The 26472-nt window shown below is 74.5% G+C and carries 17 protein-coding genes; 4 read left to right on the top strand and 13 right to left on the bottom strand.

What is annotated here, in order from left to right; all coding sequences use genetic code 11:
- Nucleotides 1-13: 13 nt before the first annotated feature.
- Nucleotides 14-1123: an SPFH domain-containing protein gene (locus tag ADK41_RS31715; RefSeq protein WP_030819822.1), complete on the bottom strand. Its 1110-nt coding sequence runs from the start codon at nt 1121-1123 to the stop codon at nt 14-16.
- Between the two features lie 62 nt (nt 1124-1185).
- Nucleotides 1186-1623, bottom strand: a complete 438-nt coding sequence (locus ADK41_RS31710) for an NfeD family protein (RefSeq protein WP_030819824.1) — start codon at nt 1621-1623, stop codon at nt 1186-1188.
- A gap of 226 nt (nt 1624-1849) precedes the next feature.
- Here ADK41_RS31710 and ADK41_RS31705 point away from each other — a divergent pair, with 226 nt between their 5' ends.
- Nucleotides 1850-2851 (top strand): TerC family protein, encoded by a 1002-nt coding sequence (locus tag ADK41_RS31705; RefSeq protein WP_030819826.1) that lies wholly within the window; start codon nt 1850-1852, stop codon nt 2849-2851.
- A gap of 420 nt (nt 2852-3271) precedes the next feature.
- Here ADK41_RS31705 and ADK41_RS40135 read toward each other — a convergent pair whose 3' ends face one another.
- Nucleotides 3272-3445: a CsbD family protein gene (locus tag ADK41_RS40135; RefSeq protein ID WP_078661791.1), complete on the bottom strand. Its 174-nt coding sequence runs from the start codon at nt 3443-3445 to the stop codon at nt 3272-3274.
- A 138-nt stretch (nt 3446-3583) separates the two neighbouring features.
- On the opposite strand from ADK41_RS40135, the gene ADK41_RS31700 reads away from it, so the two are divergent.
- Nucleotides 3584-3754, top strand: coding sequence for a hypothetical protein (locus ADK41_RS31700; RefSeq protein ID WP_030819827.1), 171 nt, complete (start codon nt 3584-3586; stop codon nt 3752-3754).
- A 276-nt stretch (nt 3755-4030) separates the two neighbouring features.
- Here ADK41_RS31700 and ADK41_RS31695 read toward each other — a convergent pair whose 3' ends face one another.
- The 10 genes from ADK41_RS31695 to ADK41_RS31650 form a co-directional block, all read right to left on the bottom strand.
- Complete coding sequence (locus tag ADK41_RS31695) at nt 4031-6295, bottom strand: hypothetical protein (RefSeq protein WP_051842934.1); 2265 nt, start codon at nt 6293-6295, stop codon at nt 4031-4033.
- Complete coding sequence (locus ADK41_RS31690; RefSeq protein WP_051842935.1) at nt 6292-8451, bottom strand: hypothetical protein; 2160 nt, start codon at nt 8449-8451, stop codon at nt 6292-6294. The genes ADK41_RS31695 and ADK41_RS31690 overlap by 4 nt, the downstream gene beginning before the upstream one ends.
- A gap of 70 nt (nt 8452-8521) precedes the next feature.
- Complete coding sequence (locus tag ADK41_RS31685; protein ID WP_158717634.1) at nt 8522-11317, bottom strand: hypothetical protein; 2796 nt, start codon at nt 11315-11317, stop codon at nt 8522-8524.
- Nucleotides 11314-15111 (bottom strand): tubulin-like doman-containing protein, encoded by a 3798-nt coding sequence (locus ADK41_RS31680; RefSeq protein ID WP_078661794.1) that lies wholly within the window; start codon nt 15109-15111, stop codon nt 11314-11316. The genes ADK41_RS31685 and ADK41_RS31680 overlap by 4 nt, the downstream gene beginning before the upstream one ends.
- 144 nt (nt 15112-15255) lie before the next feature.
- The gene (locus ADK41_RS31675; RefSeq protein ID WP_106979365.1) at nt 15256-17541 is read right to left on the bottom strand and encodes a VWA domain-containing protein; all 2286 of its coding nucleotides are present in this window, start codon (nt 17539-17541) and stop codon (nt 15256-15258) included.
- 152 nt (nt 17542-17693) lie between these two features.
- The gene (locus ADK41_RS42610; protein ID WP_380957152.1) at nt 17694-18197 is read right to left on the bottom strand and encodes a Pycsar system effector family protein; all 504 of its coding nucleotides are present in this window, start codon (nt 18195-18197) and stop codon (nt 17694-17696) included.
- A 44-nt stretch (nt 18198-18241) separates the two neighbouring features.
- Nucleotides 18242-19810 carry a hypothetical protein gene (locus tag ADK41_RS42605; protein WP_053670331.1) on the bottom strand — a complete coding sequence of 523 codons (1569 nt, stop codon included), beginning with the start codon at nt 19808-19810 and terminating at the stop codon, nt 18242-18244.
- Complete coding sequence (locus tag ADK41_RS31660) at nt 19803-22421, bottom strand: hypothetical protein (RefSeq protein WP_030819843.1); 2619 nt, start codon at nt 22419-22421, stop codon at nt 19803-19805. Before ADK41_RS31660 ends, ADK41_RS42605 begins: the two co-directional genes overlap by 8 nt.
- Nucleotides 22422-22426: 5 nt before the next feature.
- Nucleotides 22427-23350 (bottom strand): hypothetical protein, encoded by a 924-nt coding sequence (locus ADK41_RS31655; RefSeq protein ID WP_037803469.1) that lies wholly within the window; start codon nt 23348-23350, stop codon nt 22427-22429.
- Between the two features lie 146 nt (nt 23351-23496).
- Nucleotides 23497-24213, bottom strand: coding sequence for a Crp/Fnr family transcriptional regulator (locus ADK41_RS31650; protein WP_030819847.1), 717 nt, complete (start codon nt 24211-24213; stop codon nt 23497-23499).
- Between the two features lie 615 nt (nt 24214-24828).
- Between ADK41_RS31650 and ADK41_RS31645 the strand changes: the two genes are divergently transcribed.
- Both ADK41_RS31645 and ADK41_RS31640 read left to right on the top strand, forming a co-directional pair.
- Entirely contained in the window at nt 24829-25602 is a 774-nt protein-coding gene (locus tag ADK41_RS31645) for a polysaccharide deacetylase family protein (protein ID WP_030819849.1), read from the top strand.
- 581 nt (nt 25603-26183) lie between these two features.
- A complete protein-coding gene (locus tag ADK41_RS31640; protein ID WP_030819851.1) occupies nt 26184-26387 on the top strand; it encodes a cold-shock protein in 204 nt (67 codons plus the stop codon).
- The last annotated feature ends 85 nt before the right edge of the window (nt 26388-26472 follow it).

Below are 26472 nucleotides of genomic sequence, written 5' to 3'. Positions count from 1 at the left end.
GGTCATGGTGGGATCAGTCGCCGGACGTCCGTCCTCGGCGCGGCGCCTGGGGGGACTGCGCGGCCTCGGCCTCCGCCTTGGCGTCGCTCACCGCGGCGGCGGCCTGCCGCTCGGCCTCGTCGGCGGCCGCGGCGGCGTCGAGGGAGACCGTCGAGCCCGCGTCGAGCTGCGGGGTCCGGCCGGCGTCCGGCGTACCGCCGTCGCCGGCGGTGGCCGCTTCCCCGGGGGAAGCGGGTCCTGCGGGACCTTCCGTCGACTGGTCGCCGAACGCACGGGTGACGGTCCGGATCGCCTCGGTCAGCTCCCCCGGGATCACCCAGAACGTGTTGTTGTCGCTGCCGGCCAGGTGCGGGAGCGTCTCGAGGTACTTGTAGGCCAGGACCTTCGCGTCGGCGTTGTTGCGATGGACGGCCTGGAAGACGAGTTCCACCGCCTTGGCCTCGCCGTCCGCCCGCAGGATCATGGCCTGCTGTGTGCCCTGGGCCTCCAGGATGTCCTTCTGCTTCGTGCCCTCCGCGGTGAGGATCTTGGCCTGCCGCTCCCCTTCGGCGTGCAGGATGGCCGCGCGCTTGTCACGCTCGGCCCGCATCTGCTTCTCCATCGCCTCCTTGATGGTGTGCGGTGGATCGATGGCCTTGATCTCGACGCGGTTGACCCGGATGCCCCACTTCCCGGTGGCGTCGTCGAGGACGGCGCGGAGCCGGGAGTTGATCTCCTCGCGTGAGGTGAGCGTCTCCTCCAGGTCCATGCTGCCGATGACGTTCCGCAGCGTGGTCACGGTGAGCTGATCGATCGCCTGGAGGTAGTCGGCGACCTCGTAGGCCGCCGCCCGCGGATCGGTGATCTGGTAGTAGAGCACGGTGTCGATGTTCACCACGAGGTTGTCCTCGGTGATCACCGGCCTGGGATCGGACGAGTAGACCTGCTCGCGCACGTCGAGTTTGGTGTTGGTGCGGTCCGCCACCGGCAGGACCAGGTTCAGGCCGGGTTGCAGCGTCCGGTGGTACCGGCCGAACCGCTCGATGTTGTAGCGGCGCGCCTGCGGGACGATCCGCACGGTGGAGGCCACGAGGAAGACGACGACGAGGACCACCACGAGGAGGGGGATGACGACTGGATCCACTGTGCCTCCGTTGCTGTGCGTTCAGCCGTTCACGGGTTCACGGGGTCATGGGGTCATGGGGTTCACGGAAGGAGTGCGCGGGGGTAGACGACGGCCGTGGCGCCTTCGATCTCCATGACGTCCACCAGCGCCCCTACCGGGATCACCAGGCTCTCGTCGAGGGCGCGGGCGGACCACTCCTCGCCGGAGAGTTTGATCAGGCCGCGGGTCGCGGTGACCTCCTGCACGACCTCGGCCCGCTTGCCGATCAGCGCATCGCTTCCCTCACGGACGAGGGGTTGCCGTTCCCTGTGCCGCAGCGCGACAGGACGGACGACGACCAGGCCCGCCGCCGCCACCACTCCGAGGGCCACCAGCTGGCCGAGAAGTCCGACGCCGACACCGGCGACCACGGCGGCGACCAACGCGGCGCCCGCCAGCAGCCCGAGCACCAGCGTCAGGGTGAAGAACTCCGCGACGCCCAGCACCGCGGCGGCGAGCAGCCATACGAACCACGGCATCGAATCGCCCTCCTTCAGGGGCCTTCTCCCTCAAGTTACCTCTGGGAACGCCGGGCAGACAGACACGGGGACCGTGGTTCTCGTTCCTTGAAGGGCCCGGCCGGTCGGCCGCGGCCAGGTCGGGCCAGGTCGCGCCAGGAGGGAACGTGTCGAGGAGACACCCGTCCTCCCATGGACCAGACTCGAAGGGAGACCGCCGGTCGATCGCGCTCGAAGGGTCGGGCCCGTGCACGATGTTCCCCTGTGGCTGTGGCTGGCCTTCGCCGTCACCGTGCTGGTGTCCCTGGCGGTCGACCTGCTCGCGCACCGGCAGGCCCACGTCATCGGATTCCGGGAGGCCGCCGCCTGGAGCGGGGTCTGGGTGGGACTGGCGATCGCCTTCGGCGTCGTGGTCTTCCTCGTGGTCGGGACGACCGCCGGAGTGGAGTACACCACCGCGTGGCTGCTGGAGAAGAGCCTCTCGGTCGACAACCTCTTCGTCTTCGCGCTGATCTTCGGCTACTTCAACGTCCCGCGCGCCTACCAGCACCGCGTCCTGTTCCTCGGCGTCCTCGGCGCCCTGGTCTTCCGGGGCGTCTTCCTCGCCGCCGGCGTCGCCGTGGTCAGCCGCTTCACCGCCGTCCTGTTCGTCTTCGCCGCCATCCTCTTCTACAGCGCCTACAAGATCCTCAAGGGGGAGGAGGACAGCTTCGACCCCGGCAAGAGCGTCGCCGTACGCCTGCTCCGCAAGGTCGTCCCCGTGCGGGACGCATACGCCGGCCCTCATTTCTTCGTCAGGGAAGCCGGCAGACGCGTCGCCACCCCGCTGCTCGCCGTCGTCGCCGCGATCGAGGCCGCCGACCTCGTCTTCGCCGTCGACAGCGTGCCCGCCGTCCTGGCCGTCAGCAACGACGCCTTCATCGTCTACACCAGCAACGCCTTCGCCATCCTGGGCCTGCGCGCGCTCTACTTCATGCTCGCGGGCCTGCTGGACCGGTTCCACTACCTGAGCAAGGGCCTGGCGCTCATCCTCGCCTTCATCGGCGTCAAGCTCATCCTCCAGGCGTCCCACAAGCTCATCAGCCCCGCCGTACCCGAGATCCCCTCTCCGCTCAGCCTCGCCGTCATCGCCGTCATCCTGAGCGCCTCCGTCGCACTCAGCCTGCTGCGCCCCCCGCCCGCCGGCCACGAGCACGCGCCGCCGGCGGCCGGCACCGGCCCGCCCGAAGACCGTGCCGAGGACCGGTGACCGGCCCCGATCACCGGAGGAATCCCTTCAAGGGACCCCCGGGAAGGGTTGAAGGGAGGGTGATGTTCGGATGCGTCCGGAACGGAAGAGCAGTCGGCGGCGCCCCGGACCGAACACGTGCGCCGCTCGTGCAAGCACCCCGTGAACGCCGTCCTGGAACGACACAGGACGATGGGCGTCCACGTCCCCGTGTGGACCGCCGGCCCCTGCCACAACGCGAAGTGCACCGGCTGCGTACCCGAACAGGTGCCGGTCGCCTCCGTGCGCGGCGAGACCCGGCGGACGCCGGCCGGCCGGCGGCGCGACCGGACCCGAAGGACGGCCGCGGCGACCGCGACTCCACGACGAGTGCCCGGACGCGCGGGAGAGGGGCCGTCCCGACTCGTGCCGGGACGGCCCCTCTCCCGCTCCGCGGGGGCGTCAGTGCTTGAAGGCGTCCTTGGTCTTCTCCTTGGCCTCGCGGGCGTCACCCGTGCTCTTCTTGGCCTGCCCCTCGGCGGCCATGCGGTCGTTCCCGACGGCGCTTCCCAGAGCCTCCTCGGCCTTGCCCTGAGCCTGCTCGGTCTTCGCCTTGGCCTTCTCGCCGGCACTCATGGAACACGCCTCCTCGTAGCGTTCTTGCCGCTGTCTCGGTGCAGATCGCGTTCCCCCACCTTTCCTTCACAAACAAGGTGCCATCGGTGAATGACGGCGCCGACACCGGGCAAACGGTGGCCCAGGAGGTCGATAACTATGGTTCCCCTGTTGCTGGTTCTGCTCCTCGCCCTGATCCTCTTCGGCGCCGGATTCGCCGTGAAGATCCTCTGGTGGATCGCCATCGCCGTTCTGGTGCTCTGGCTGCTCGGCTTCGTCATGCGCTCCACCTCGGCCGGCGGCGGTCGTAGTCGCTGGTACCGATGGTGACGCGTCCCGAAGACGCGCTCCACCCTCCAGGGTCCGGCCACCGCGGTGGCCGGGCCCTGCGCTCGCGCGCGGGATGCCGGAACACCGCGTCCGGCGGATGAGGCCGGCCGGGGCTCCCGTCGTGTCATGAGCCGGCCACGTACCCGGCGCGGCGCCCCGTCCGGCGCTGCGCGCGGAGCACGGCGCAGGCCGCCGCGCGGATCCCCCCGCCGGTCTCCGTCCCGGAGGCCGGCCCGTCGTTCCCGGGCGGCTCCCGCGGCCCGTCCGGCCGCCGCGTCATGTGGTGAGCACCACCGCCGCGATGAACCCCGCGATCACGACGAGCAGGACGCACGCGCCCACGGTCACACAGCCCGGCTTGTTGATCAGGTCGGTGAGTCGGGCCACGGCGGTCGGCGGGTCCGGTGCGGGGGCCGGCGGCGGAGGCTCCGCGGTGCGGCGCGGCGCCGGAGGGACGGAGGGCGCTCTGTCGTTCCTGTTCATCGCGTCCCGCACGATCTGGCTCCACAGGACCGGCGGCAGGTCCGGGGGCCGGCCGTTCGCCGGTTCGACGATGCTCCGCCGGAGCCAGTTGCCCGTGAGGGGGTCGGGGTCCCGGCTCATCCGGTACAGCAGTTCCTGGAGATCGCGCAGGTGGCGTCCGTCCCGGGCCAGTGGGGCGACGGCCCAGGTGAAGAGCTCGGCCGCCCTGTCGACCAGGGCCTTCCTCGACGCGTGCTCCGTGCCCGGTCCCCGCGGCGTGAGGTACAGGCCGTTGCGGAGCACCTCGGCGCACAGCCTGTGCCGCGTCTCCGGGTCACGCGCCTCGACGCGGTCGGCTCTGCCCAGCTCGTCCAGCACCAGGTCCACCGAGTCCGGAGGCAGTTCGCCGGAGCACAGCTCGCGCAGGAGCAGTTCGTCGGACCGTGTGCGCAGGTCGGCCGTCAGGATGCCGCGCCGGCCGCCGTCGTCCTCCCTGTGCCGGTACGCGCGCAGTTCGCGGTGAAGGACGTCATACACGTCGTGCGCGTCGTGCGCGTCGTGATCGTTCGAGGTGGCCGGCACGGGCGTCGGGAAGCCGTCGTCGGACGCGGGGCCGTTCGGTTCACCGGGGCCGTGGACGCCGGACCGAAGGGCCTGGAGGGGGCGTGGTGGGGCGGCCGGGGAACGGCCCGCCGATGTCGAGTGCGGATGCGGCCGCCGGGACGCTTCCGGATACGCCTCATGGTGGGGATCCGGCTCCTGATACGGCTCACGGCGCGACTCCGGATGCGCCTCATGGTGGGGACCCGGCTCCGGGTACGCCTCACGGCCCGGCGCCGGATACGGCTCACGGTCCGGGCCCTGCCCCGGATACGCCTCACGGCGCGGCTCCGGCTCCGGATACGGCTCACGGGGCGGCTCCGGGGCGGTCGTGGTGCGGGCCTCCTCCTCCACCCGGCGGTCCACCCGGTGGTCCGGTTCCCGGTCCCGGTTCCGGTCCTCGTCCTGGTACCACTCCCGGTCCCCCCGGTCCTGTCTCACCTCCCGGCCCGGGTCCGCCGCGCGCGGTGCGGGCGCGGCGGACCTCGCGCCGGAGGGGCGGCTCGTGTCGAGGATCTCCTGGAGCCGGGCGCGGCGCCGCTCCCAGCTCCACGACGCCCCGTCGGCGAGTCCGTCGGCCAGCTGCGGCACGCCGGGCGGCGCCTGCCGATGGGCGAGGAGGTGTCCCACCAGCCGGGCCGCCGCCCGGTGTTCGAACCGGACCCGGTCCGGCACACGGCCCACGACCCGGGCCAGCGGGCCAAAGCCGCCGGAGTCCGGCTCCCAGCGCGGGACGGACATCAGCCGCAGGGGGTGCGTGTCCACCGCGTCGCAGGTGGCGAACGTCCACGGCCGGCCCAGCCAGGAGCCGAACAGCAGGAACAGGCCCAGGTAGACCAACGGCACCTCGTCCCGGCGCGGCCAACCGCGCGGCGCCTGTTCCTCCAGGAGCAGCGACACGCGCTGCGCCGGGTCGCGCAGCAACTCCGCGGTGGCGAGGATCAGCGCGCGCTCGACCCCGGGCAACAGCTCCAGCATGCCCGGCCGCCGGCCCTCCGCCAGCGCGTCGAGCTTCGCGCAGTCGATCCGGGGCCGGCGCCCGGACGCCTGCTCGACCGTCGCCTGCTCGCGCCAGCCGCCGTACGCGAGACCGAGGCACCGGCCGGGTCCCAGGGCCTGGCGGTCACCGATCAGGACGTGGCTGACCGTGCTGGGCCGGCCGCCGCGATCGGTGGTGGGCCAGCGCTGGACCAGCAGGACGTCGCCGTCGCGGGAGAGCGTGCGCACGACGCTCGGCCGGGCGGCCGCCGCGCCGGACACCCACAGCAACGGGCCCAGCTCCCGGCCCAGTTCCCCGGCGCGCCCGGGGTCGCAGGAGTGGGCCACGGCGTTCATGCCGGTGCCCTGGCGACCGTGGTTGCCGTCCCACCGGAAGACGACCTGGTGCACCGAGCCGCCGGTGGCGCCACCACCGCCCTCCGGTCCGCGCGGGCCCGCCGGGTCGTCGGGGAACGGGTTCCGGTCCTGGAAGTCGCTCACTGGGTCTCCCCTCTCTCGGCCGCGCCGGGCGCCCCGGCCCCACCGGACCGTCCGGCCCCTTCGGGGGCTCCGGTCCCCTCCGCCGGCGTCCACTCGAACGCGGGCGCCTCCCCCACGGCGGACGCCTCGGCACCGCCCGGGACCTGGATCAGTCCGTGCATCGCCAGCAGCGCCAGCAGCGGCTCCACCACCCGCCGGGGCCCCGCCCCCGCCGGGTAGCGGCCCCGGTCCTCCTGACCGCCGGTGGCGGACGCGACGTGCAGGGTGCACCGGCGGATCGCGTCGAAGGGACGCAGCCACGCCGGGCCGGCGTACCGGCGCAGCAGCGCGTACACGTCCCGGCTCTCCTCGCGCACCAGCCCGGGGTCCAGCGAGGTGGCCGGCGGCCGGTCCAGCCACCGGTCGACGGGCGGCTGGAACCTGAGGAGGTCCGCCTTGCCGAGCACCATCGCGGCCGGCACGTCCAGGTACCCGCCGTTCTTCGGGAGCCGGTCCAGGACCGTGCCGAAGGCGAGGTCGCCGTCCGGGTTCACCTCCACGCCCCAGCGCTCCCTGACGTGGTCCAGCTGCGGCAGCGGGAGGGCCAGCGCCGGGTCGACGACGAAGACCAGGGCGTCGACGCCGAGCAGGAACCGCAGCGCCGCGTCGGTCCGTACGAGGTCCTCGCCGCCGAGGTCGAAGAAGGCGACCGGGCGCACCCGCCCGCGGGCGTCGGTGATCAGGAGGGACTCCACGAAACGGGCGAAGTCCTCCAGGCCGAGTGCGGCGGTGTGGTCCAGGACCTCGCCGTTGCGCAGGGGCTGCACCCGGTCCCGTACGAACTTCGCGTGCTGTTCCGGATTGACGGACTGCCACTTCAGCCCGAACGGCTCCAGGCCGCCGTCGGTGATCGCCGCGATCATCTGGGTCAGCAGGTGGCTCTTGCCGGTGGAGGACTGGCCGACCATCGCGACGGTCAGCGGGCGGCCGTACATCAGGTAGGGCACCGGGATGAAGTGCTCGGGGAAGTCCGGGTCCGCCGTGCACTTCTGGACGGCGCCGCGCATGACGTCGTGCTGCCGCACGGGGTTGTTGACGCCCTTGAGGTCCAGCGGCTTGTACTGCATGCGGCTGTCGGTGACGAACAGTTTCGTCAGGTCGAGCCGGATGGCCTCCAGGCAGTACGGGCAGAGCACCTCGCCGTCTCCGAGTCCGTCCTCCGCCGCGGACTCCCGCCGGGGCCGGGTGACGGACGCGTGCTGCCGCTTGCGCCGCAGCGCCTCGTCGAAGGCCTCGTGGTCGGTGGCCGTCCCGTCGGCCGGCACCGTGAGCCGGGCGCGCCGGGCGGCGCCCGGCGCCACCACGTCGAGCACCTGGGCGGGCGTCGGCCGGTCGGCCGCCCGCGGGGCGAAGGCGTCGCGCAGCGTCTGGTCGAGCCTGCGGTGTTCGCCGAGGTCGGCGGGGGCCCGGTCGGCGGGTCCGGGCCGTCCGGTCACCAGCTGGTAGAGCACCTGGGCCGTGCTCCACACCGCGTCCCGGGAGTCGGCGAGCCCTTCGCCCCGGCGCTGTTCGGGCGGGCAGAAGGGCGACCGGCCCCACGGACGCCTCGGCTGCCCGGTCCGGGCCACCGACTCCAGCCCCCAGAGCTGGATCCCGGCGCCGTCCCAGCGCACGGTGGCGGGCGAGACGCCGCGCGGCACCAGGCCCTGGCCCTCCATCAGGTACACGGCCAGCAGCAGGTCCCGGGTGAAGTGCTCCTGGTCGGTCGCGGACATCACGTGGAGCCGCTCGACGGACGTGCCCCGCGGCGGGTCGTACAGCAGGAACGGCTCCGCCGTGTCCAGCTCGTAGCCGATGATCCGCGGGAAGAGCGCCGCGTACTCCGTGTCGCCGAGCGCCCGGTGCAGCCGCAGGGCGGCGCCCGCCTCGGTGTCCAGCAGGGCGCGCGCCGCCGGGTTCGCGGCGTCCTTGGCGTTCAGCCGCACCTGCACGCACTGCTGTCCCTCGTCGTCGAGCACGGCCTTGCGGATCAGCTGGGGCAGCAGCCGGTCGCGGCGGAACTCCGGGCCGACCCGGACCGGGGTGGTGCGCCGTCCTCCCGGGGGGACGGTGAACGTGAGCTCGTCCGGAGGCGTACCGCCCGGTCCCTCCGGCCGGGGAGGCGGGATGCTGGTCACCGGCGGTCCTTTCGTTCGTCCGTGGGCACCGGCCCGGCCATGGGCGCCGGGCCGGGATGCGGGGCAGGGCTCACCAGAGGTCGCCGTCCCCCCGGCGGTCGCCGCCCGGCCCGTCGTACGGGTCCGTCCGGTCGTAGGCATCCGTCCGGTCGTACGGGTCCGTCCGGTCGTAGGGGTTCCTCGGCCTGCCCGGGCGCCTCCGGTCGTACGGGTCCGGGGCGCCGTACGGGTCCGAGGTGCCGTACGGGTCCGAGGTGCCGTAAGGGTCCGGGGCGCCGTACGGGTCCGGCCCGTCGTCCGCGTCCGGCCCGTCGGGTGCGGAGCCGTGCCGGGAGCGGACGGTCTCCACCACGCCCATCCGCAGCGGCGTGAGGCGCACCAGGCCCGCGTACCGTCCCGACGACGTCCACAAAACGTCCTCGAGGCGGACCGAGCCGCTCGGCACCCAGGCCTTCTCGACCTCGTCGCGTACCGCCGCGGGGGCGAACCTGAGCCACACCGCGGCCGCCGGGTCGCGGCTGAGCAGCGTGCCCTGCTCGGGCGTGGACAGCTGCACCACGGTCTGCCGGTCGGCCTCCGCGCCCACCAGTTCGGCCAGCCCGTACGGGTCGGTGCCGAGCAGGTGCGCCGAGCCGGCGCGGACGCGGCGGGCGGCGGCGAACGGGGGCGGGGTCAGGACTCCGTTGTGGCGCAGGTGGCGGCGGGCCGTCGACAGCAGCTCGCGGACCCGTTCCTCGGTGCGCCGGACGGCGAGGGTGCCGGCCCGGCCGCGTTCGACGGCGCCCCAGTAGTGCTTCATCGCCTCCAGGGCGGCGTCCGTCAGGTCGGCGGAGAGGGTGGCGACCAGCTCGGGCCCGCCCTCGCCGTTCTCCCGTTGCAGCCAGCGCGGAGCCCCCTGGACGCGGTGCTCCCGGAGATCCCCGGCGCTCGTGTCCCGGCCCGGCTCCTCGGCGGGTTCGTCCCACGACGGCCCGTCCTCCCAGGTGTACACGCTCGCCCAGTCGCCGTCCCCGTCGTCGGGTCCGGCGGGGGCGTCGTCCGGCTCCAGGTCCGCGTAGTCGACGAGCCAGGGGTCGTCGGCCGGACCCCCGGCCCCGGCCGGACCGAAGCCGCCGGACGCCCCGGCGGGCGCGGGCCGCTCCGCGTCGGGCGCCGCCTCGGCCTCCGCGGCGGCCGCCGTCGCCCGCAGCATGCCGGCGACGGAAAGGGCGGCGTCGGCGCAGTACAGGCGCTCCTCGACGGCCCAGTGCTCCCGGACCGCCTCGGCCAGCAGGGCGTCGAGCTCGTCCAGGGTCAGACGCAGTACCGCGGTGGCGCGCCCCGGCGCCCAGGCCGCGGCCGCCGCCCGCCAGAGCCGGCGCACCGTCTCCACCGCGACGCCCAGACCGGCCAGCAGACCGGCGGCGCCCAGCCAGACCGGGGGCTCGGTCGCGTACGCCACCGCCGCCCCGAGCACGGCGCCGCCGAACGCCGCGGCCCCGGGGGCCACGGCCCGGCGGCCGGGACGTCCCGCGTCCCGGAGCCGGGCCGCCCCGAGCACCGCCGTGCCGGCGAACAGCAGCGGCACGACGACCGCCAGCGCCAGGAACGCCCCCCACCACAGCGCCCCGAGCAGTCCCGCCCCGGCCGCCGCCAGGGGGCCGGCCGCCGCGGCGCCCGCCGGCCGGGCCGTGCGCGCGGACCCGGCTCCGGGGACGTCCCCGTGCGCGTCGGTCCGGGCGTGGGGGAGCGCGGCGAGCCTCGGCAGCAGTGCCGAACCCGGCAGCGGCTCCACCCGCCCGGCCAGACCGGTGAAGCGCTGGGCCACCGACCGCAGGGCGATCCCCTGACCCAGCAGTTTCCAGGCGAACTCCTTCAGCCCTTCGCCGATCCGCTCCCCCAGCCCCTCGGCCGACGGCACCCGCAGCCCGAGCGCCGCGAGCCGGGCCGCCGACTCCGCGGCGGACCGTGCCTCACCGCCGCCGCGCAGGGCCGTGGCGACGAGGTCCCGGTAGTCGTCGACCGCCCGGCGCGCCCGGTCGACGTCCGCCTCGAACGCCTCCCGGCGCGAGGACCGGACCAGACCGGGCAGGGCCCGCAGCCCGGCCAGCGCGTCCTCGGCGTGGTCGAGGGCGTCCGCGCAGGCGCGGTGGGCGTCGTCCGCGACGCCGCCGGGCTCCCGGTGTCCCGGGTCCCGGCCGCCCCGGCCCTCCACCAGGCCGCGCAGCGGCTCCGGCAGGTCGGCCCCCGACGAGGCGGCCGACAGCACGTCCGGCGCGAGTTCGGCGTCCTCGCCGGCGAACCGCTTGAGCGCGTCGCGCCAGGCCCGGTCGCGCACCTCCGGCGGCAGGTCCTGCTCCAGCAGCCGTACTCCGGGCGCGGCGACGGCCTCGGGCAGCGACCGGACACCGTGCAGCACGCCGAGGTAGACGTCCGGGACCGACAGCACGTCCACCAGGACGGCCAGCGCGTCCGCGTCGTCGGGTGCGGGCTGTTCCCGCGCGGTGCGGGCGGAGCGCAGGTCGCCGGCCCACAGCAGCGCGGCGCCCGAGGAACGCAGCACCGCGGGGCGCAGCAGCCGCCGGTCGGGCTGGAACCCCCCTTCCTCACCGGCGAACGCGCCCGGCGCGCTGCCGACCAGCAGCACCAGGAGCCTGACCTCGCCCACCGCCCGGTAGCCGGCGAGCAGTTCGTACTGCGGCTGGTGGTCGGTGAGCCCGGCCGGGGTGTCGACCACCAGGAAGAGCGGGTCGTCCGGTTCCGGCAGCCCGGCCCGGCCCAGCTCCCGGGCGACCCGGTCCCGCACGGCGGACGGGCTGTGCAGCGCCGCCGCCCCGGCACGCAGGTCCAGGTGGACGACGGCGCTGGAGTCCTGGGACACGCTCACCGGTCGTCACCGCCCCAGGGGCCGCGCGGGTCGGTGTCGTCGTCCCAGGGCGCCCGGGGCAGGTCGTCGGGGTCCCCGGAGGGGAACCGGCGCCCTCCCCCGTCCTCCGTCCCGTACTCCTCGTCGCGCTCTCCCCGGCTCCCCGCTTCACCCGGACGGGGGAAGTCCCCTCCCCGGCCGTCCCGACGGTGGTCGCCGGGCTCCCCGTAGTCGTCGTAGTCGTCGTAGGCGTCATGGACGTCCCGGGCGGCACGAAGACGGCCGTCCTCCGCCCCGTCGCGGTCGCCGGTGCGGTCCCGGCCGTGCCGGTCGTCGCGGGCCTCCCAGCCTCCCCGGCCGCCCCGGTCCTGCCCGTTCCGACGGCTGTCGCCGGGCTCGCCGTAGCCGTCGTAGCCGTCGTGGGCGTCCCGGGCGGCACGGCGACGGCCGCCGTCGTCCCCGTCGCGGTCGCCGCGGTCGCCGGCGCGGGAGCCGCTCCCGTCGTCCCGGCCGGCGCCCCGTACGTCCCGTCCCTCCCTTTCCCCCGCGCCGCGCTCGTCGCCGTACGGCCGCTCGAAGGAGCCGAACGGCGCGGTGCCCCAGTCGTCGTCGGCCTCGGGGCGGCGCCGGGGTTCCGGGAGGTCGTCGCGGGTCCGCGGGCGGGCCGGTGCGCCGCCGCGGACGTGCTCCAGCAGGGTGCGCAGGGTCGGCTGGACGGCGCGCTGGTTGCCGAACTCCACGTCCAGGGCGGCCGGGAGGGTCTCCGCCCAGAACTCCCACAGCGGCCGCACCCAGCCCTCGACCCGCTCGCCGCCCCGCTCCCGGCGCTCGGCCAGCAGTTCCAGCTGGCGTGGGGCGACCTTCTCGACCAGGTCGGTGAAGAGGGGGTGGGGTTCGCTGCCGGCCCGGGAGAGGCCCAGTGGCTGGGCCTTCATCAGCTCACGGCAGTGGTCCTCGACGGCCCGGCTGTCGTCGAGGACCGTCCAGCGCTCGTACGACCGCAGCAGCTCCGCCCAGCTCGACACCCCGCCGGGGAAGTCGTCCAGCCTCAGCCGGACGCCGGGGACGTTCGCCCCCCGCTCGGGGAACAGCCTCAGCCGGATCCGCTCCGGCGACGACGGGTCGCCGTCCAGCACGTCCACCTGGCCGTTCCACATGCAGCACAGCAGCCGGTGCAGGATGACGCGCCGGTCCTCCTCGCTGCTCACCATCCAGCTGTCCCGGAATCCGGTCCGCTGCCGCCACCGCAGCACGTCCCGGGGCTCCTCGAACTTCTTCGCGCGGGCCCACTGGCGCAGCACCTTGCGGGCCTCGGGCACCTGGATGAGGCTCATCTCGCTGCGGAAGAGGACGACGGTGATCGAGTCGCTCTCCACCCCCCGGTACTCCACGGAGTTGTTCGCGTCCGTGGGCAGCCGCAGCGTCTTGCCGAGGTACTCCCGCACCTCCTCCACGGCCTGCACCCGCGGATGCGTGACCAGGATCCGCAGCGGCCCGGTGCCCTCCGGGGTGAAGCCGACCGGCAGCAGCACGGCCAGCTTGCGGACGAACAGGTCGAGGGTCTCCTTGCTGGTCTGTTCCCTGGCGTCCGCGTCACCCGCCGCGGCGGCCAGCAGCGTGCCCATGGCCGGCAGCAGCGGATGCTGCTCCAGACGCGCGCCCCGCTCGGCGAACAGTCGTGTGATCCGGGCCTCCAGCAGCCCCTTCGCCCGCGCCACGGAGCCCTCCGGGTCGCGGCGGCTGAGCGCGAGGACCTGGCGCCAGGTGTCCCCGTCGACCAGTTTGAGCAGGAGCGCGGACTCGTCGTCGGTCTCGCGCAGCCCTTCCCGGTAGACCAGCCGGCGGACCACGTCCTCGTAGAAGTAGTTGAGGCTGCGCTGCGGCGGCAGCAGGTACGAGATGCCGGTGCGGTCCTCGTACAGCTCGTGGGCCTTCTGCTCGGAGGTCCTGGGCTCCTGGTCGCAGTGCCGGCGGAAGGCGTTCACCAGGCGCACGACGTCGTCCCCGGCCGCGTCCGCCTGGGGCTGCCAGTGCTGGTGCTGCTCCCGCCAGGCCTCGTGCCAGATCGACCGGCAGCGCCACTGGTACCAGAGGTCCTGCTCCTGGATGGCCGCCTGCACCTCCTCGTCGCCCCAGCGGGCCGGCGCCAGACCGGCCAGCTGGCCCTTGATCCGGGGGATCTTGGGCGGTTGTTCGGTCACCCCGGGCGGGCGCTGCGGCGCGCGGGAGCGGTTGTCCAGCATGCCGAGGAAGCCGCGCCTGACGATCGGGTCCTCGTGGCCCGGCACGCCCCGGACGACCCGTTCGGCGAGGAAGGGGTCCACGCTCCGCAGCAGCTTGTCGACGGCGGGGCGCGGGGCGAACCGGTCGGCCATCGTGACGGCCGACCGGCCGACCTCGCTCCGCAGGTCGGCCAGCAGCCGCTGCATGTCCGCGATCCGCTCGCCCAGCGCCTGCTCGATGTTCTTGCCGCCGCGCGGCAGCGGATCGGGCTCCGGCACCGGCAACTGCCTGCGCTCCCACAGGTCTTCGAGGTGGGAGTCGGCGAACAGCTGCCGGATCATCGGCACCGCGTCGTCCTTGAACCCGGCGCGCGGCCGCTCCACGAGGTCGGTGACCGCCTCCCGCAGCAGCCGTCCGGCCACCAGGTCGGCCAACTGGTCCATCGGCGCGGTCATGGAGGCGACCAGACTGGTGGAGACGCCCTGCCGGCCGATCCCGGTGGGCGAGGGGGCGCTGCGGGCCACCCCCCGGTTGATGAAGCTCGCGGCGAAGGTCTGGTAGTCGTCGTCGGCCGCCGTCCTCCGGCCCCGGGCGCGGCCGTCGCCCAGCTCGGTGCCGATCAGCGACATCACCAGGGAGACGATGGAACGGCGCAGGTCGTCCGCGCGGATGCCGGCGGTCGGGCTGAACAGGAACGCCGTGGGCAGGACGCCGGTGCGCAGCCGGACCGGGGGCGTGCCCGGGTAGCGGACGGCGAAGCCGGCGTCGTGGTCGAGGTCGCCGATCTCCGCGCCCTCCCGCGGCGCGTTCTGCCGGTCCACCAGCCGGAACAGGTCGACCAGCGCGCGGGCGGCGTTGAGTTCCGCCTCCCAGCCGCCGCCGGTGGCGGCGGAGAACGACGACGGCATCACCACCAGCGGATAGATCCTCACCCCGTCGAAGCGGCGCAGCTGGAAGGCATGGCTGATGAGGTGCAGGTAGTCCAGGAAGATCCCGGCGCCGGTGCCGCCGGCCACCGAGAAGGAGACGAACACGTCACAGCCGTTGACCTTGCCGCCGCCGAACTCGCTCAGTTCGCCCGCCGCCTTGGCGATCGCGTCGATGGCCTGCAGCAGCGGCTCCAGGACCGGGGAGAGGCCGTGCCGGAGCGTGGCGAACAGGGCGGCGCGCCCGACGGTGGGCAGCTGGCCGGCGCCGCTGCGGAGCGGGGTGACCTCCGGCTCGCCGACCACCGGCGGCAGCCAGTCGGCCACCTCGCCGCGCATGCTCGCGCGGAGCATCTTGGTCACCGCCGGCGAACTGTCGAAGTTCGGCAGCAGGTTGTGGGTGGCCCGGGAGGTGCGGGCGTACGCGGGCCGCAGCGACGGGTCCACGGTGAACTGCGGCAGCCTCCTGAGGTCGCTCTCGCTGTAGTCCGCGTACACGAACTGGAGGCAGTCGGGCAGCTGGAAGGGGGCGCGGCCGCTCTGTCGGCTGAGCGCCATGCCGTCCGGGCCGCACAGCTCGGCGCGCAGCCTGCGTTCCAGCTCGGCGCCGACCAGGCCTCCGGTGCCGCCCAGGCCGACGAAGAGCATCGGCTGGAAGATCTTCATGTTTTCCTCCCCGCTTGACGGCCGGCGCGGCCGCCGGTTCGTGCTCGGTACGTCCGTGGTTGCGCGCGGTGTGCGGTCCGCGCCGCGGTGCGGTGCGCGTGGGGGCGGGCGGGTCGGTGGCGTGTCCGGCCCGCTCCCCTCGCGTCACAGGTACGGGTTGTCGTCGTATCCGCCCCTGGTCCCGCCTCCGGCCCCGCCGGTGGGGGAGCCGGATCCGGAGCCGGATCCGGCGGTGGCCGTCTGCGGCCGGCGCCTCGTGGTGCGGGTCTCCTCGCCGAGGGCGAGGCTCAGCGTGTCGGTCAGGGGGACCTGGCCGTGGGTGGGCACCGGGGTCCGGCTGCCGCCCTGCTTGCGGAGCACCGCTCCGCCCTCGCGGCGGCGCTGGACCGCGTAGGGACCGTGGGCGCGCCGCTCGATGCGCGGGCTGCGGTGGGCCTCGGCGACGGCGAACTCGTACCACTGCTTGCCGTTCCCGCGTCCCGCCGTGTGCTCGTTGAGGACGGTGCCGTCCTCCGAGACCAGCCGCAGCACCAGGCCGGACGGGTCCCGCCGGCGCCGGCGCAGCCGCCGCCGGGCGGCCACCGCCGCCGCGGCCAGCGCGATCAGGACGGCACCGGACGCGAACGCCCACCAGTACCTCTCCCCGATCCCGGGCTCGGGCGTGACGTGCACCGAGAGCGGGGAGCGGACCAGCGTCCGGTCGTCGTCGGTGGTGTCGACGACGGTGACGGTGCCGGCGAGCCTCAGCCCGTCGCCGAGGCGGTCCCCGAAGGCGCCCGCCGGGGCGACCGCGACCGTCACCTTCCGGGTGCCGCTCTCGCCGGGCCCGAGGGTGATCTCGGCGGGCTCGACGGAGAGCAGCCCGTCCTTCACGTCGGCGACGGACAGCCGCAGGGTGTGCGGGACGTCGGTGGTGTTGCTCACGTCCAGGTTCCCGGCGACCTCCGTGCCGGGGTGGGCGTTCGCGGCGCGCAGGTCGAGCACGGCCCTGACGGGCAGCTGGCCCGGTGCGACCTCGCCGCTCTCGCTGCGGGTGTCGGCGCTCAGCCCCGAGGCGGTGAGGGTCGCGCTCACCTTCAGCTCCCCGTCGGCGTCCCGCGGGATCGTCGCGGTGCCGGTGAAGGACCCGTCGCTCGCCCCGGGATCGGCCCCCTCGCCGTCGTCGGCGAGGTCCAGGGCCAGCGGGTCGAAGCCGTCCCCGGTCAGCTCGCTGCGGACGCGCAGCCCCGCGTAGTCGCGCGGGTCCTTGATCTCGTAGCCCTCGCGCGTCTGCAGCCGCATGGTCACCGTGACCTTCTCCCCGGCCTGCGGGGAGGGCGGGTCCATGGTGATGGCGCCGCGCAGCTCGCCCTGCCACAGCACGCTGACGGCGACCGGCAGCGAGCGGTGCCCCTCGGGGGCCTCGGCCCTCACCTTCCAGGTGCCGGGCAGCGGGTCGACGATCTTCAGCGCCTCGACGGCGCCGTTGCCGCCCGCCAGCTCGAAGCGGGACTTCTTGTACGTCCCGGACGTCGGGACCTCGTCACCGGACGGGTCGACGTAGGTGATCTCGACCGCGGGGTCGCCCTTGTCGACGACGATGCTGCCCACGGTCGCCAGCGGCGAGATCCCGATCTCCAGGGTGGCCGGCGGCCGCTTGGGGGCGGGCCCCTCCTCGTGGCGCAGGCAGTGGGCGGCGGCGAAGATCTTCTCCAGCGTGGTGCCGATGTCCTTCGCGCCGGAGACCTTGTGGGCCTTCGGGGTGGCGGAGGGCAGTTCGACGCAGCCCTTCCGATACCCGCCGGCGGCTATCCGGTCGAGCTGCTCTTGGTCCGGGTCGGCTCCGAAACCCAGCGGCCAGATCTGGACGTTCTGCGCGGCGGCGTCCTTCAGCGCCTCCGTCAACTGCCGTTCGCCCTCGGCCTCGCGGTGTGCGGGGTCGCCGTACTTGGGGCTGTCGGCGACGTCCATCCTCCCGTCGGTCAGCAGGAACAGCACCCGCGGCTCCGACGCGTCGGTGCCGCGGGTCAGGTCGTGCACGCCCTGCCGGATCGCGCTCGGGAAGTCGGTGCCGGTGCCCTCGCCCTCCTCGCGGCCGCGCAGCTTCCCGACGCAGTCGCCGATCGTCTCGCGGCCCGCGGCGTCCAGCGGGGTGCGCGGGCACACCGGGTCCACCGCGCGCTGGTCGTCGGACTCGGCGGCGGCGAAGCCGAAGACCGTGACGTGGGAGGACGAGGAGACGTCACCCAGCGCGATCCGTGCGGCGGCGGCCTTCTCGGCCCGCAGGTCCGCGGGCGTGAGGCTGGCCGACTCGTCCACGGCCACGGCGTAGTTGACGGACGGGAACGCCGGCGCGGAGTCCGCCGCCGGCACCGGGTCCCGGCCGGCCGGCGCCACCAGGGACACGAACACCGCGGTGCCGCCCACCAGCGAGACCGCGGCACGGCGCACCCGGCTCCTTCCCGACTGCCGTCCTCCCGTGACTCTTCCCACGGCGTCCCCCGCTCCTCGGTTCGTCTCTGTTCTGCGTTCGGATGTTCTGCGTTCGGGTGCTCCGCGTTCGGGTGCTCCGCCCCGGCTCGTGCGGTGGGGCCGGCCGCGCGTCAGCGCGCGGTCAGGCCCCAGAGCACGGCCAGCGCCGTCGACGGGGCGAGCGAGCCCACCCCCCAGCGGATGGCCCGGTACTTGGCGGACAGGATCGAGCTGACGTCCACGGCCTGGACGAGCAGCCACCCGGTGGGATCACGCCCGGCCTCGGCGATCCGGGCGGCCAGCCCCACGGGGTCCAGGGGCCCCACCAGATCGCCGAAGTACGTCACCCCGTCCCGCCCGCGGACCGTGCCGGTGCGCGGCATCAGCGCCCCGACCAGCGCGCTCACCGCGACGGCCCAGAGCACCCCGGCGAGGACCAGCGTCACGTCGGCGAACCCGTCCCAGCGGGGGCTGCCGTGCCACCCGACCAGGAACGCGGGCAGCGCCAGCGTGCCCGACAGCAGCACGGCCGCCTTGGAGTCCGCCCGGCCGACGTCCTCCCGGGCCGTGTCCAGCAGCCGCTCGGCGATGCGCTCCCCCGACCCGTCGTGGCAGTGCCGACCCCCGTCCGGCACAGGCCCGACCGGGCCGGGGGAGGTCCCACCCCCGCTTCCGGCGGTCATCGGTCCTCTTCCGTCCAGGGCCATCCCTCGCCCCCGGAACGTCCACGGCGACGCGGCGGCTCCTGATCGCGGTCCTCGTCCGGGTAGTACGGCTCGGGCCGGTGGGCATCGCGCCGGGCGGAGTGACGCGCCCCGTCGTACGCGGCGTCGTCACCCGGACCGTACGGCTCCGGCCGGAAGGTCCCGCGCCCGGTGCGGGAGCCCGACCCGCCGTACGCGTCGTCCGCTCCCGAGGAGAGCTCGGGCCGGTAGGGCCGCCGCCGGTCCCGGAAACCCGGCCCGCCGTCACCGGCGTCATCGCCCGGACCGTACGGCTCCGGCCGGTAGGTCCCGCGCCCGGTGCGAGGACGCGGCCCGCCGTCACCCGGATCGTACGGTTCAGGCCGGTAGGTCCCCCGCGCGGCGCGGGGACGCGGCCCGTCGTACGCGTCGTCCGCTCCCGAGGAGAGCTCGGGCCGGCGAGGCTGCCGCCGGTCCCGGAAGCGCGGCTCGTCGTCACCGGCGTCATCGCCCGGGTGAGGGCTCCTCCCGCCGGGCCCGCGCCGGTCGGGTTCCGTCCGGTGGGACGGCCGCCGGGGTGGTTCGTCCGACGCCCAGTCCGGGTTGAACGGACGGTCGGCGGACGGCTCCAGCTGCCGCGTTACCGGGCGGCGTACGGGCATCATGCCGATGGGCCCCACCACGGGCCGGCCGATGCCCTGGTTGAGGAGGTTCAGGACCTGTGCCTCCACGTCGGCGGTGGCGAGTTCACCACGGGCGGCCATGGCGAAGAGCCGGGCGACCCGGTCCTTCTCGTCCTGCCTGCCCTCCTGGCGGATCTTCTCCAGGAAGTCCTTGGCCTCGTCCGGATCGGCCGCCAGCATGAAGCTGAGCTGCTCCAGCTCACCGCCCTGCAGCATGCGCCGGAACTCGTCCTGCCGCAGCCGGGTCCACTTGGCCCGGGCGTGCACGTCCCGCTCCTCGTCGGCGTACTCGATGGTCCGGTCGTCCGCCCGGAGACGGACGTACAACCGCACCCGCAGGCCGAGTTCGGAGCCCAGGTCGGACCACCGTCCGCCGGCGCACTCCCGCGTGATGGCGCGGTTGGCCTGCTCGGCCTCGGTCACCCGGTAGGTCGTGGTGACCTCGCGCAGCCGCTCCAGGACCGGGGAGGTGAGCCGGCCGGCGACGTCGGTCACGACCTCGAGCGCGGCCAGATGGGGGTCGGTCACGGTCCACTGGATGTCCACCTCGGCCTTGAAGAAGGTGGTCCCGCCGGCGGCCGGCAACTCCATCTGCAGCGGCGTCACATAGGTGCCGAGCGCGATCTCGCAGATGCCGCGCGGCCTGGCCAGCGCCCTCTTGTCGACGTGCTCGACACCGGAGGCCCTGATCACGCTGTAGCCGCCGTTCCGGTAGAACCGCACCAGCGCCGACCGGGCGCTCACCCGGGGGACCCCGTCCGCCAGCGTGGCGTAGTCCTTCAGGTACGGACCCGCGGGGCCCGAGGAAGCGTATGCCGCCTCCTCCCCGGCCTCGTTCTCGTCGTCCCCCGCGCCCGCGGCCCGGTTCCCGTCCTCAGCCATGGATCCCCTCCTCGCGTGTCCTCTCCCGGCGCGCCCCCACCCGGCGCCGTCCCTCCTCCGGTGCGACGGCGAGCCACCACAGGTCTCGCGCCCTCGCGTCGGAAAGCGGCTTCTCCGGGTCGTTCATCATGCGGCGCAGCAGCCAGTCCAGCCGCCGGCGGTCGTGCTCCTCGGTCGTCAGCGCGGGCAGCAGCGCCGCCAGCCCCGGCCGGGTCCACTCGGCGCCGCTCTTGCGCACGGCCGAGCGCAACAATTGCTCCAGCGCGTCCATCGCCACGTCCTTCGACCGCGCCGTGTTCAGCGCGGTCCACAACAAGTCCGCCATGCGGGGGACCAGTTCGGGCCGGGTGGCGGCGAGGGCGAGCGCCATCGGCCAGTCACCGCGGTCCCCCAACGGGGAGTCGGGGTCGTCCATCAGCACCTCCTCCACCGTGTTCAGCGCGAGCCGGACGCTGGTCGCCAGGCCCAGCTCCTGGTACGGCTCGCGCTTGTGGTGGGTCCACTCCCCCACGCGCTCCAGCACCTCCGCGGCGTCCGGCAGCGTCAGCAGCCGGACGACGTTGAGGGAGGCGATGGCCGACTGCTCCCCGTCGTCCCGGACCCCGATCCGGGCCAGGGCGTCCAGCGTGTCGTCGGTCGTGGCCGCGGCGTTGCCGTAGCCCAGTGCCATCGCCGCGGTCCAGCGCAGCGGATCGCTGCCGTGCTTGCTCCAGTCGCCGACCAGCTTGTGCACCGTCCCGCGGTGCGAGTCGTGACCGGCGGCCTGGTCCATGGTGGTGGCCGCGAAGATCCGCCGGCGGAACGCGTCCGCCTCGGCGAGCGGCCGGACCAGCTCCGTGTAACCGTGGTCGAAGTCCCGTGCGCACAGTTCCCCGGCGGCCACCGCGGCGCGCATCCACACCTGTGGACGGGGATCGTCCGCCAGCAGCCGCAGCCAGCGGACCACCGGCGCCCGGACCGGGAAGTGCCGGTCCCACAGCTCGGTCAGCACCGCGGACGGCAGGGCGGAGCCCCGGTACCAGATCAGCCGGGCCGGGACGTCGTGCCCGTCCACCTCGACCTCGCCGTCGACCACCTCGGCGCGCGAGAGCGCCCGGTCCGCTTCCGGGTCGTCGCAGAACAGCGGGCGGGCCGGCGTGTGGTCCGGGTCGGACTGCACGGACAGTTCCCAGGTCAGCAGGTGGGCGGCGGTGGCCACGGCGCTGTACGAGGCCCCGCCCAGCACGGCCAGCGCGATGCGGAACGCCACCGGGTGGAACAGCGTCGCCGTGTCCGACCGTCCCGCCCCGCCGTCCGGCCGCTCCGTGCCGGCCGGGGACGCCGTCAGCGCCCGGTCCACCCCGGCGAACCACTCGTGGGCCTGCCCGGCGGCGAGGCTGCGGCAGCCGGAGAGCAGCTCCTCGTACGAGACGTCCCCCAGCACGTGCCCGGCCAGCAGCGACGCGAGCAACTCGGCCTCGGCGGGGCGCAGGTCCTTGAGCCCGACCGCGTCCCTGACCTCCTCCCGCTCCGCGAGCGCCTGTGCGCGGGCCGCCAGCTCGGCCGGCGTCGTCCCGTCCTCCCCGGCCCCTGCGGTGCGGTCCTCCAGCCGCTCGCGCAGCCGGGTGGCGAGCAGCTCCTCGGTGGGCACGGGCGGGCAGAGCATGCCGTACCGTCCGGCCAGCAACGGATTAGCCGCCGACCCCACCGCCACGACGATCACCGCGAAGGCCTCGCGGCGGTCCAGGGCCGCGGCGAGCTCGTCGAGGTCCATCTCGTCCGGGGGCAGCGCGCCGGGCCGGGCGAGGGACGGTTCCAGCAGGTATCCGGTACCGCGCCGGACCTCTTCCTCCCCGCCGTCCAGCGTCCGGGCCAGCTGCCTCGGTCCGCCCTCCGGATCGACCCGCAGCACCCGGGGGCCGACGGCGTCCGCTGCGTCCGCCGGGCGCTGGGTGACCTCGTCGAGGAGCGAGAGCGCCGTGCTCGTGCGTCCGGTGCCGGGCGCGGCGCCGAGCACCAGCAGGCGGCGGGCGCGGAGCGCGTTGCGCAGCCGCACGTACCCCTGCGGCTCCACGTGGACGCGGCGGAGCCTGCGCAGCTCCTCCTCGGGCACGGGGCCGCTGCGCATGCCCGCGCCGGGGTGCCGGGAGCCCAGCAGCAGGTTGATGTTGTCGCCGATGTGGGCGCTCTGGAGCCGCGAGTGGGCGAAACTGATCAGGTCCCGGCGGACGTCGAACAGCTGCCGGGTGGCGCGGCGCGTCCGCGCGGCGGCGGCGAGATCGGTGGACCCCTCCTCGCCCTGCTCGTCGGCGAGGGGGTCCCGGGTGCGCTCCTTGAACCGTCCGGCGGCGCGCTCCCGTTCCCTCTCCCGCTCCTTCTCCGCGGCCTCGTCGTCGTCCTCGTCCTCGGCGGACTTCTCGTCGTCGTCCTCGTCCCGGTCGTCGTCGCGGGACCGCTCGTCCCCGGTCCTCCTGTCGCCCCGGCCCCTCTTGCCGTCCCGGCCCTTCCCGTCTTCCCGGCCCCGCCCCCTGTCGTCCCCGGCCTTCTTGCCGTCGGAGTCGGACGACCGGCCCTCGTCCCGCCGCCCGGGGGCGTCGTCGGCCGCGCCGCCGGCCTGCTCGTCGTCGCTCACCCGGCTCAGCCCCTCCCCAGCTCCGCGTCGCGGCCGGTGTTCCGGCCGATGTGCACGGTCCCCCGGTACTCGTTGTGGTGGTGGTGGGACACGTCGCCGGCGACGTCGTAGCGCACGCCGGAGCGGTCGGGCCGGTCGCCGGGCGTGCCACCGCCGTCGTCCTCGGTCCCGCCGTCGTCCTCGGTCCCGCCGTCGTCCTCGGTCCCGTCGCCTTCGCCGGTCCCGTCGCCTTCGCCGTCGCCGTCGTCGGACCGGGCCGCGTCCGGCCCGGCGGCGGACGGGGGACCGGCGGCGGGGGCCGGCGACGGCGGTGCGGCCGGCACGGCGTCGGGCATCTCCGGAGCGGGCCGCCCGGGCAGGTGGAACCAGGCGGTGACCTCGCCCTCCTTGAGGGCCAGCCGGGCCGGGGAGTAGTGCGCGGGCTCGATGAACTTGCCGCCGCCGCCGACCACGTCCTCGTACAGGGAGGAGGAGACCACCAGCACGAGGTCGGCCTTCTCGGCGTCGAGCAGTCCACGGGCGACGGAGGAGTCCGCGAGCCGGCAGGCGAGGTCGACGGCGCGTCCGCTGATGCCCCGGCCGTCGTGCCGGACCGGGCCGACGTTCATGCCGATGCGCAGCCCGAGGGGGACGGCCAGACCGCGGTTCTCGTCCCGCAGCTTCTCGTGCGCCTCGACCAGCCACAGGCCGAGCAGCCGGCTCACCGCGATCCGGCTCGCGACCGACAGCAGGACGCCGTCACCGCGGTCCTCCATGTGCACGGCGTCCCGCGCCACCTTGGCGTGGGTGAACGCCGTCTCCACCACCCGGTAGACGCGTTCGCGCATCCGCGGCCTGTCGACGTCGTCGTACTCGCCGGAACGTCTGGCATCGACGCTGATCACCAACTCGTAGTGTGCTTCGGTGAGTTCCAGAGCGCCGTGGTTCACCCGTACCCCCCTGTGGGTCCTGTCCGCCTGCCGAAGAGATCGTTCGTCCTGCCGGAGTGGTGGTTCGTGAGGTGGTCCGCCCCTTCTCAGCATCGGGCCCGGGACGAGGGGGCGTCTGTAGCCGTTTACACACGGCGGGGCGGGGGTTACTCCTGATGCCCTTCCGCGAGGAGGGCGAGCAGGGCGGGGTCGAGGATCTCCACCATGCGGTTGCCGGTGCGCACGACGTTCTGGGTGCGCAGGAGCCGCAGCGCCTTGGCGACGGCTTCCCGGGTGGCCCCTATCGTGGCGGCCAGTTCGTCCTGGGCCAGCTGGACGACGACGGCCGGGGAGCCGTTCGAGAGGGTCGTCCCGGACGGGGTGTAGGGGCCGGCGGTCCGGGGGCCCGACAGTTCGGTGAGCCGGCCGGCCAGGCGTTGCAGCACGGTGAGCGAGGCGAGCGCGGAGCGTTCCTGGTCGGCGCTGCGGAGCCGGAAGGTGAGCTGACGCATCACCAGGCCGCTGACCCGGGGGTGCAGGGCGAGGAAACGACGGAACGCGTCCCCGGATATGACCTGGGCCTCCGTGACGCCCAGGGCGCGCACGGTGGCGCTCCGGGGATGCAGGTCCAACGCGGCCATCTCACCGAGGAGTTCACCCGGGCCGCGCAGCCCGAGTATCAGCCGGGTGGCCCCCCGGTCCGTCGCCACGGACACGGTCACCCACCCCCGGATCATGATCACGACATGACTGGACCGCTCGCCCTCCGTCAGGAGGTGGGCGTCGGCCGGGTAGCGCCTGCGGTTGCCGAGGGCCATCACGCTCTCGCGCTCCTGGGCGGTCAGCGCCTGCGCGAACGCCGTCTCGTTGCCGAGCAGCCCCATGGCCGGCCCCCCGCCGCAGTCCGGACGTCTCGATATCGGATCGGGTGTCGATGGTGACAGAACGCGGTTCCAGGCCGTACGGATTACGCCATATCGGCGATACCGGCCGGTAGTCGCGGAATGCCAGGCCGTACGCCCTTCCTCCCTCCGCCCCGTCACCCCTCGCGCACCGGCGCCCACCGCGGCCGGCGCCCTCCCCGCCCGCGTCCGGGAGGACGACCGCGAGGTCAGACGCGCCACTCGAACACAGGGCCGCCGCTACGCAGAGCACCGGCCCCCTGACGGGGAGTTGGCGCGAACTCGGGTTTGCGCTGTGGAAGTGGTGACACGGACGTGTGAGGACGAGGTGATGACGGGCCGGGGCGGCGCGTCGGCGCACGCGCGCCGGCCGACTCCCCCTCCACGGGAGCGGGTCCGGCTTCCGCCACCCGCTCCCCGGCGAACTCGCGGGCCGACGGCCCGGGGTTTTGCCGGTGCGCTCGTCGAGTTGTCCGCGAACTCCTCCGGCATTGTCCGCGATCGGTAACGGCCGCATCCCGGGGACACCGTCCCCCGTCCTGTCAGGTGGCCGGGGTGACCGGGGAACGACGGCGACTACGCGAGGGCGGGGCGGACATGGCACGGCACGGTGGCGGGCGCGGCTGGTACGGCAAGGTGGTCGGGGCGGCGCTCGGGGTGACGGTGCTGGCCGTCGGCGCCTCGGTGTGGACCGCGCAGGCCGGCGTGGTGGGCGACCCGTCGCCGAGGGCGACCGCGTCCGCCGCGCCGGGCGGTGCCGCCGAGCCGGTCGCGGCGACCATCGTGCACGCCTCGGACCAGGGGGCGCGCGGCGTCAACATCACCGTCGACGACGGCCCCGATCCCGCCTGGACCCCCCAAGTCCTCGACCTGCTGCGCGAGTACGGGGTGAAGGCCACGTTCTGCGTGACGGGGACGCAGGCGCAGGCCCACCCGGACCTCGTGAAGGAGGTGGTCGCGGCCGGGCACCGGCTGTGCGACCACACGGTCTCGCACGACACCACCATGGACAGGAAGTCCGAGGCCTACCAGAAGAAGGAGATCCTCGACGCCGAACGCATGATCACCGAGGCGTCCGGGGGCGTACGGCCGATGTACTACCGGGCGCCCGGCGGGGCCTTCACCCCCTACAGCCGCGAACTGGCCGCCTCCCGGGGCATGCGCCCGCTGGGCTGGAACGTGGACACCAAGGACTTCGAGCAGCCGGGCGCCGACGCCATCGTCGCCACCGTCGAACGGGAGATCGCCAACGGGCCGACCATCCTCTTCCACGACGCGGGAGGCGACCGCGCGCAGACCGTCGACGCCCTGCGCCGCGTCCTGCCCTGGCTCGAGGAACAGGGCTACTCCTTCGGCTTCCCGGTGCGCTGAGCCCTCCGGAACCGGTCCGTCACGGGCGGCCGGGCCGCGGTGCTCCCGCCCGGCGGTGAGCCGCCGGTCGGGAGCGAGGGCGTGGCGGCGGTGCGCGACGACGCCCCCGGCCCTCCTGCGGGGCGGTCCGGCGGAACCGGTCCCACCCGGTGAGCGGGACGGCGACGTCGGCTCCGGCGGCGGCCGCCGCACCGGTGCGGCGGATGTGACCTTCGTCGCGGCGGCGAGGGCCCGACGCGTTCGCCGCCGGGCGGTCCGCCGGCCGGGGTGGCGGTGGCGGATCCGCCGTCGGCTGAGGTCACAGGGGGTGCGGACGGAGGCGCGCGGCAGGAAGCCCGCGCTCCGCGGAGAGCAATATCTGTGCCCGCGACAGGAGAAACGGGTGCGGGGCGCGGCACGTATTCCCCGGCCGCCGACCGGCACGGAATTATCGGCCGTGCGGGGCCGATCCCCCCGTGCTACCGTCGTTACCAGTTGCAGGTGTGGTTGCCAGAGGGTTCATTTCCGACGGGTTAATCATCACGGCGACACGGAATTCACACAAGGTGAATTACCGATACCGCCTCCGAAGGAGAAATGACATGGCTACCGGCACCGTGAAGTGGTTCAACGCGGAAAAGGGCTTCGGCTTCATCGAGCAGGACGGCGGCGGCCCCGACGTCTTCGCCCACTACTCGAACATCGTCGCCCAGGGCTTCCGTGAGCTGCAGGAAGGCCAGAAGGTGTCGTTCGACATCGCGCAGGGCCAGAAGGGCCCGACGGCCGAGAACATCGTTCCCGCCTGACACCGGCGACGACGCATACTTCGCAGCTGGGGCCCGCACCTCTGGGGTGCGGGCCCCGGCTCGCGCGCATTTCAGGGCGCGCGGC

Origin of the sequence: Streptomyces caelestis, assembly GCF_001279005.1 — a bacterium.
GTDB lineage: Bacteria > Actinomycetota > Actinomycetes > Streptomycetales > Streptomycetaceae > Streptomyces > Streptomyces heliomycini.
Note: the sequence above shows the minus strand (reverse complement) of the source record. Positions and strands in the feature narration are given on the sequence as shown.

What these genes read in the sequence shown, in the direction of transcription:
- ADK41_RS31710 (WP_030819824.1), bottom strand. Translation starts at nt 1,623, where the DNA reads ATGCCGTGGTTCGTATGGCTGCTCGCCGCCGCGGTGCTGGGCGTCGCG.
- ADK41_RS40135 (WP_078661791.1), bottom strand. Translation starts at nt 3,445, where the DNA reads ATGAGTGCCGGCGAGAAGGCCAAGGCGAAGACCGAGCAGGCTCAGGGC.
- ADK41_RS31700 (WP_030819827.1), top strand. Translation starts at nt 3,584, where the DNA reads ATGGTTCCCCTGTTGCTGGTTCTGCTCCTCGCCCTGATCCTCTTCGGC.
- ADK41_RS31680 (WP_078661794.1), bottom strand. Translation starts at nt 15,111, where the DNA reads ATGAAGATCTTCCAGCCGATGCTCTTCGTCGGCCTGGGCGGCACCGGA.
- ADK41_RS42605 (WP_053670331.1), bottom strand. Translation starts at nt 19,810, where the DNA reads ATGGCTGAGGACGGGAACCGGGCCGCGGGCGCGGGGGACGACGAGAAC.
- ADK41_RS31650 (WP_030819847.1), bottom strand. Translation starts at nt 24,213, where the DNA reads ATGGGGCTGCTCGGCAACGAGACGGCGTTCGCGCAGGCGCTGACCGCC.
- ADK41_RS31645 (WP_030819849.1), top strand. Translation starts at nt 24,829, where the DNA reads ATGGCACGGCACGGTGGCGGGCGCGGCTGGTACGGCAAGGTGGTCGGG.
- ADK41_RS31640 (WP_030819851.1), top strand. Translation starts at nt 26,184, where the DNA reads ATGGCTACCGGCACCGTGAAGTGGTTCAACGCGGAAAAGGGCTTCGGC.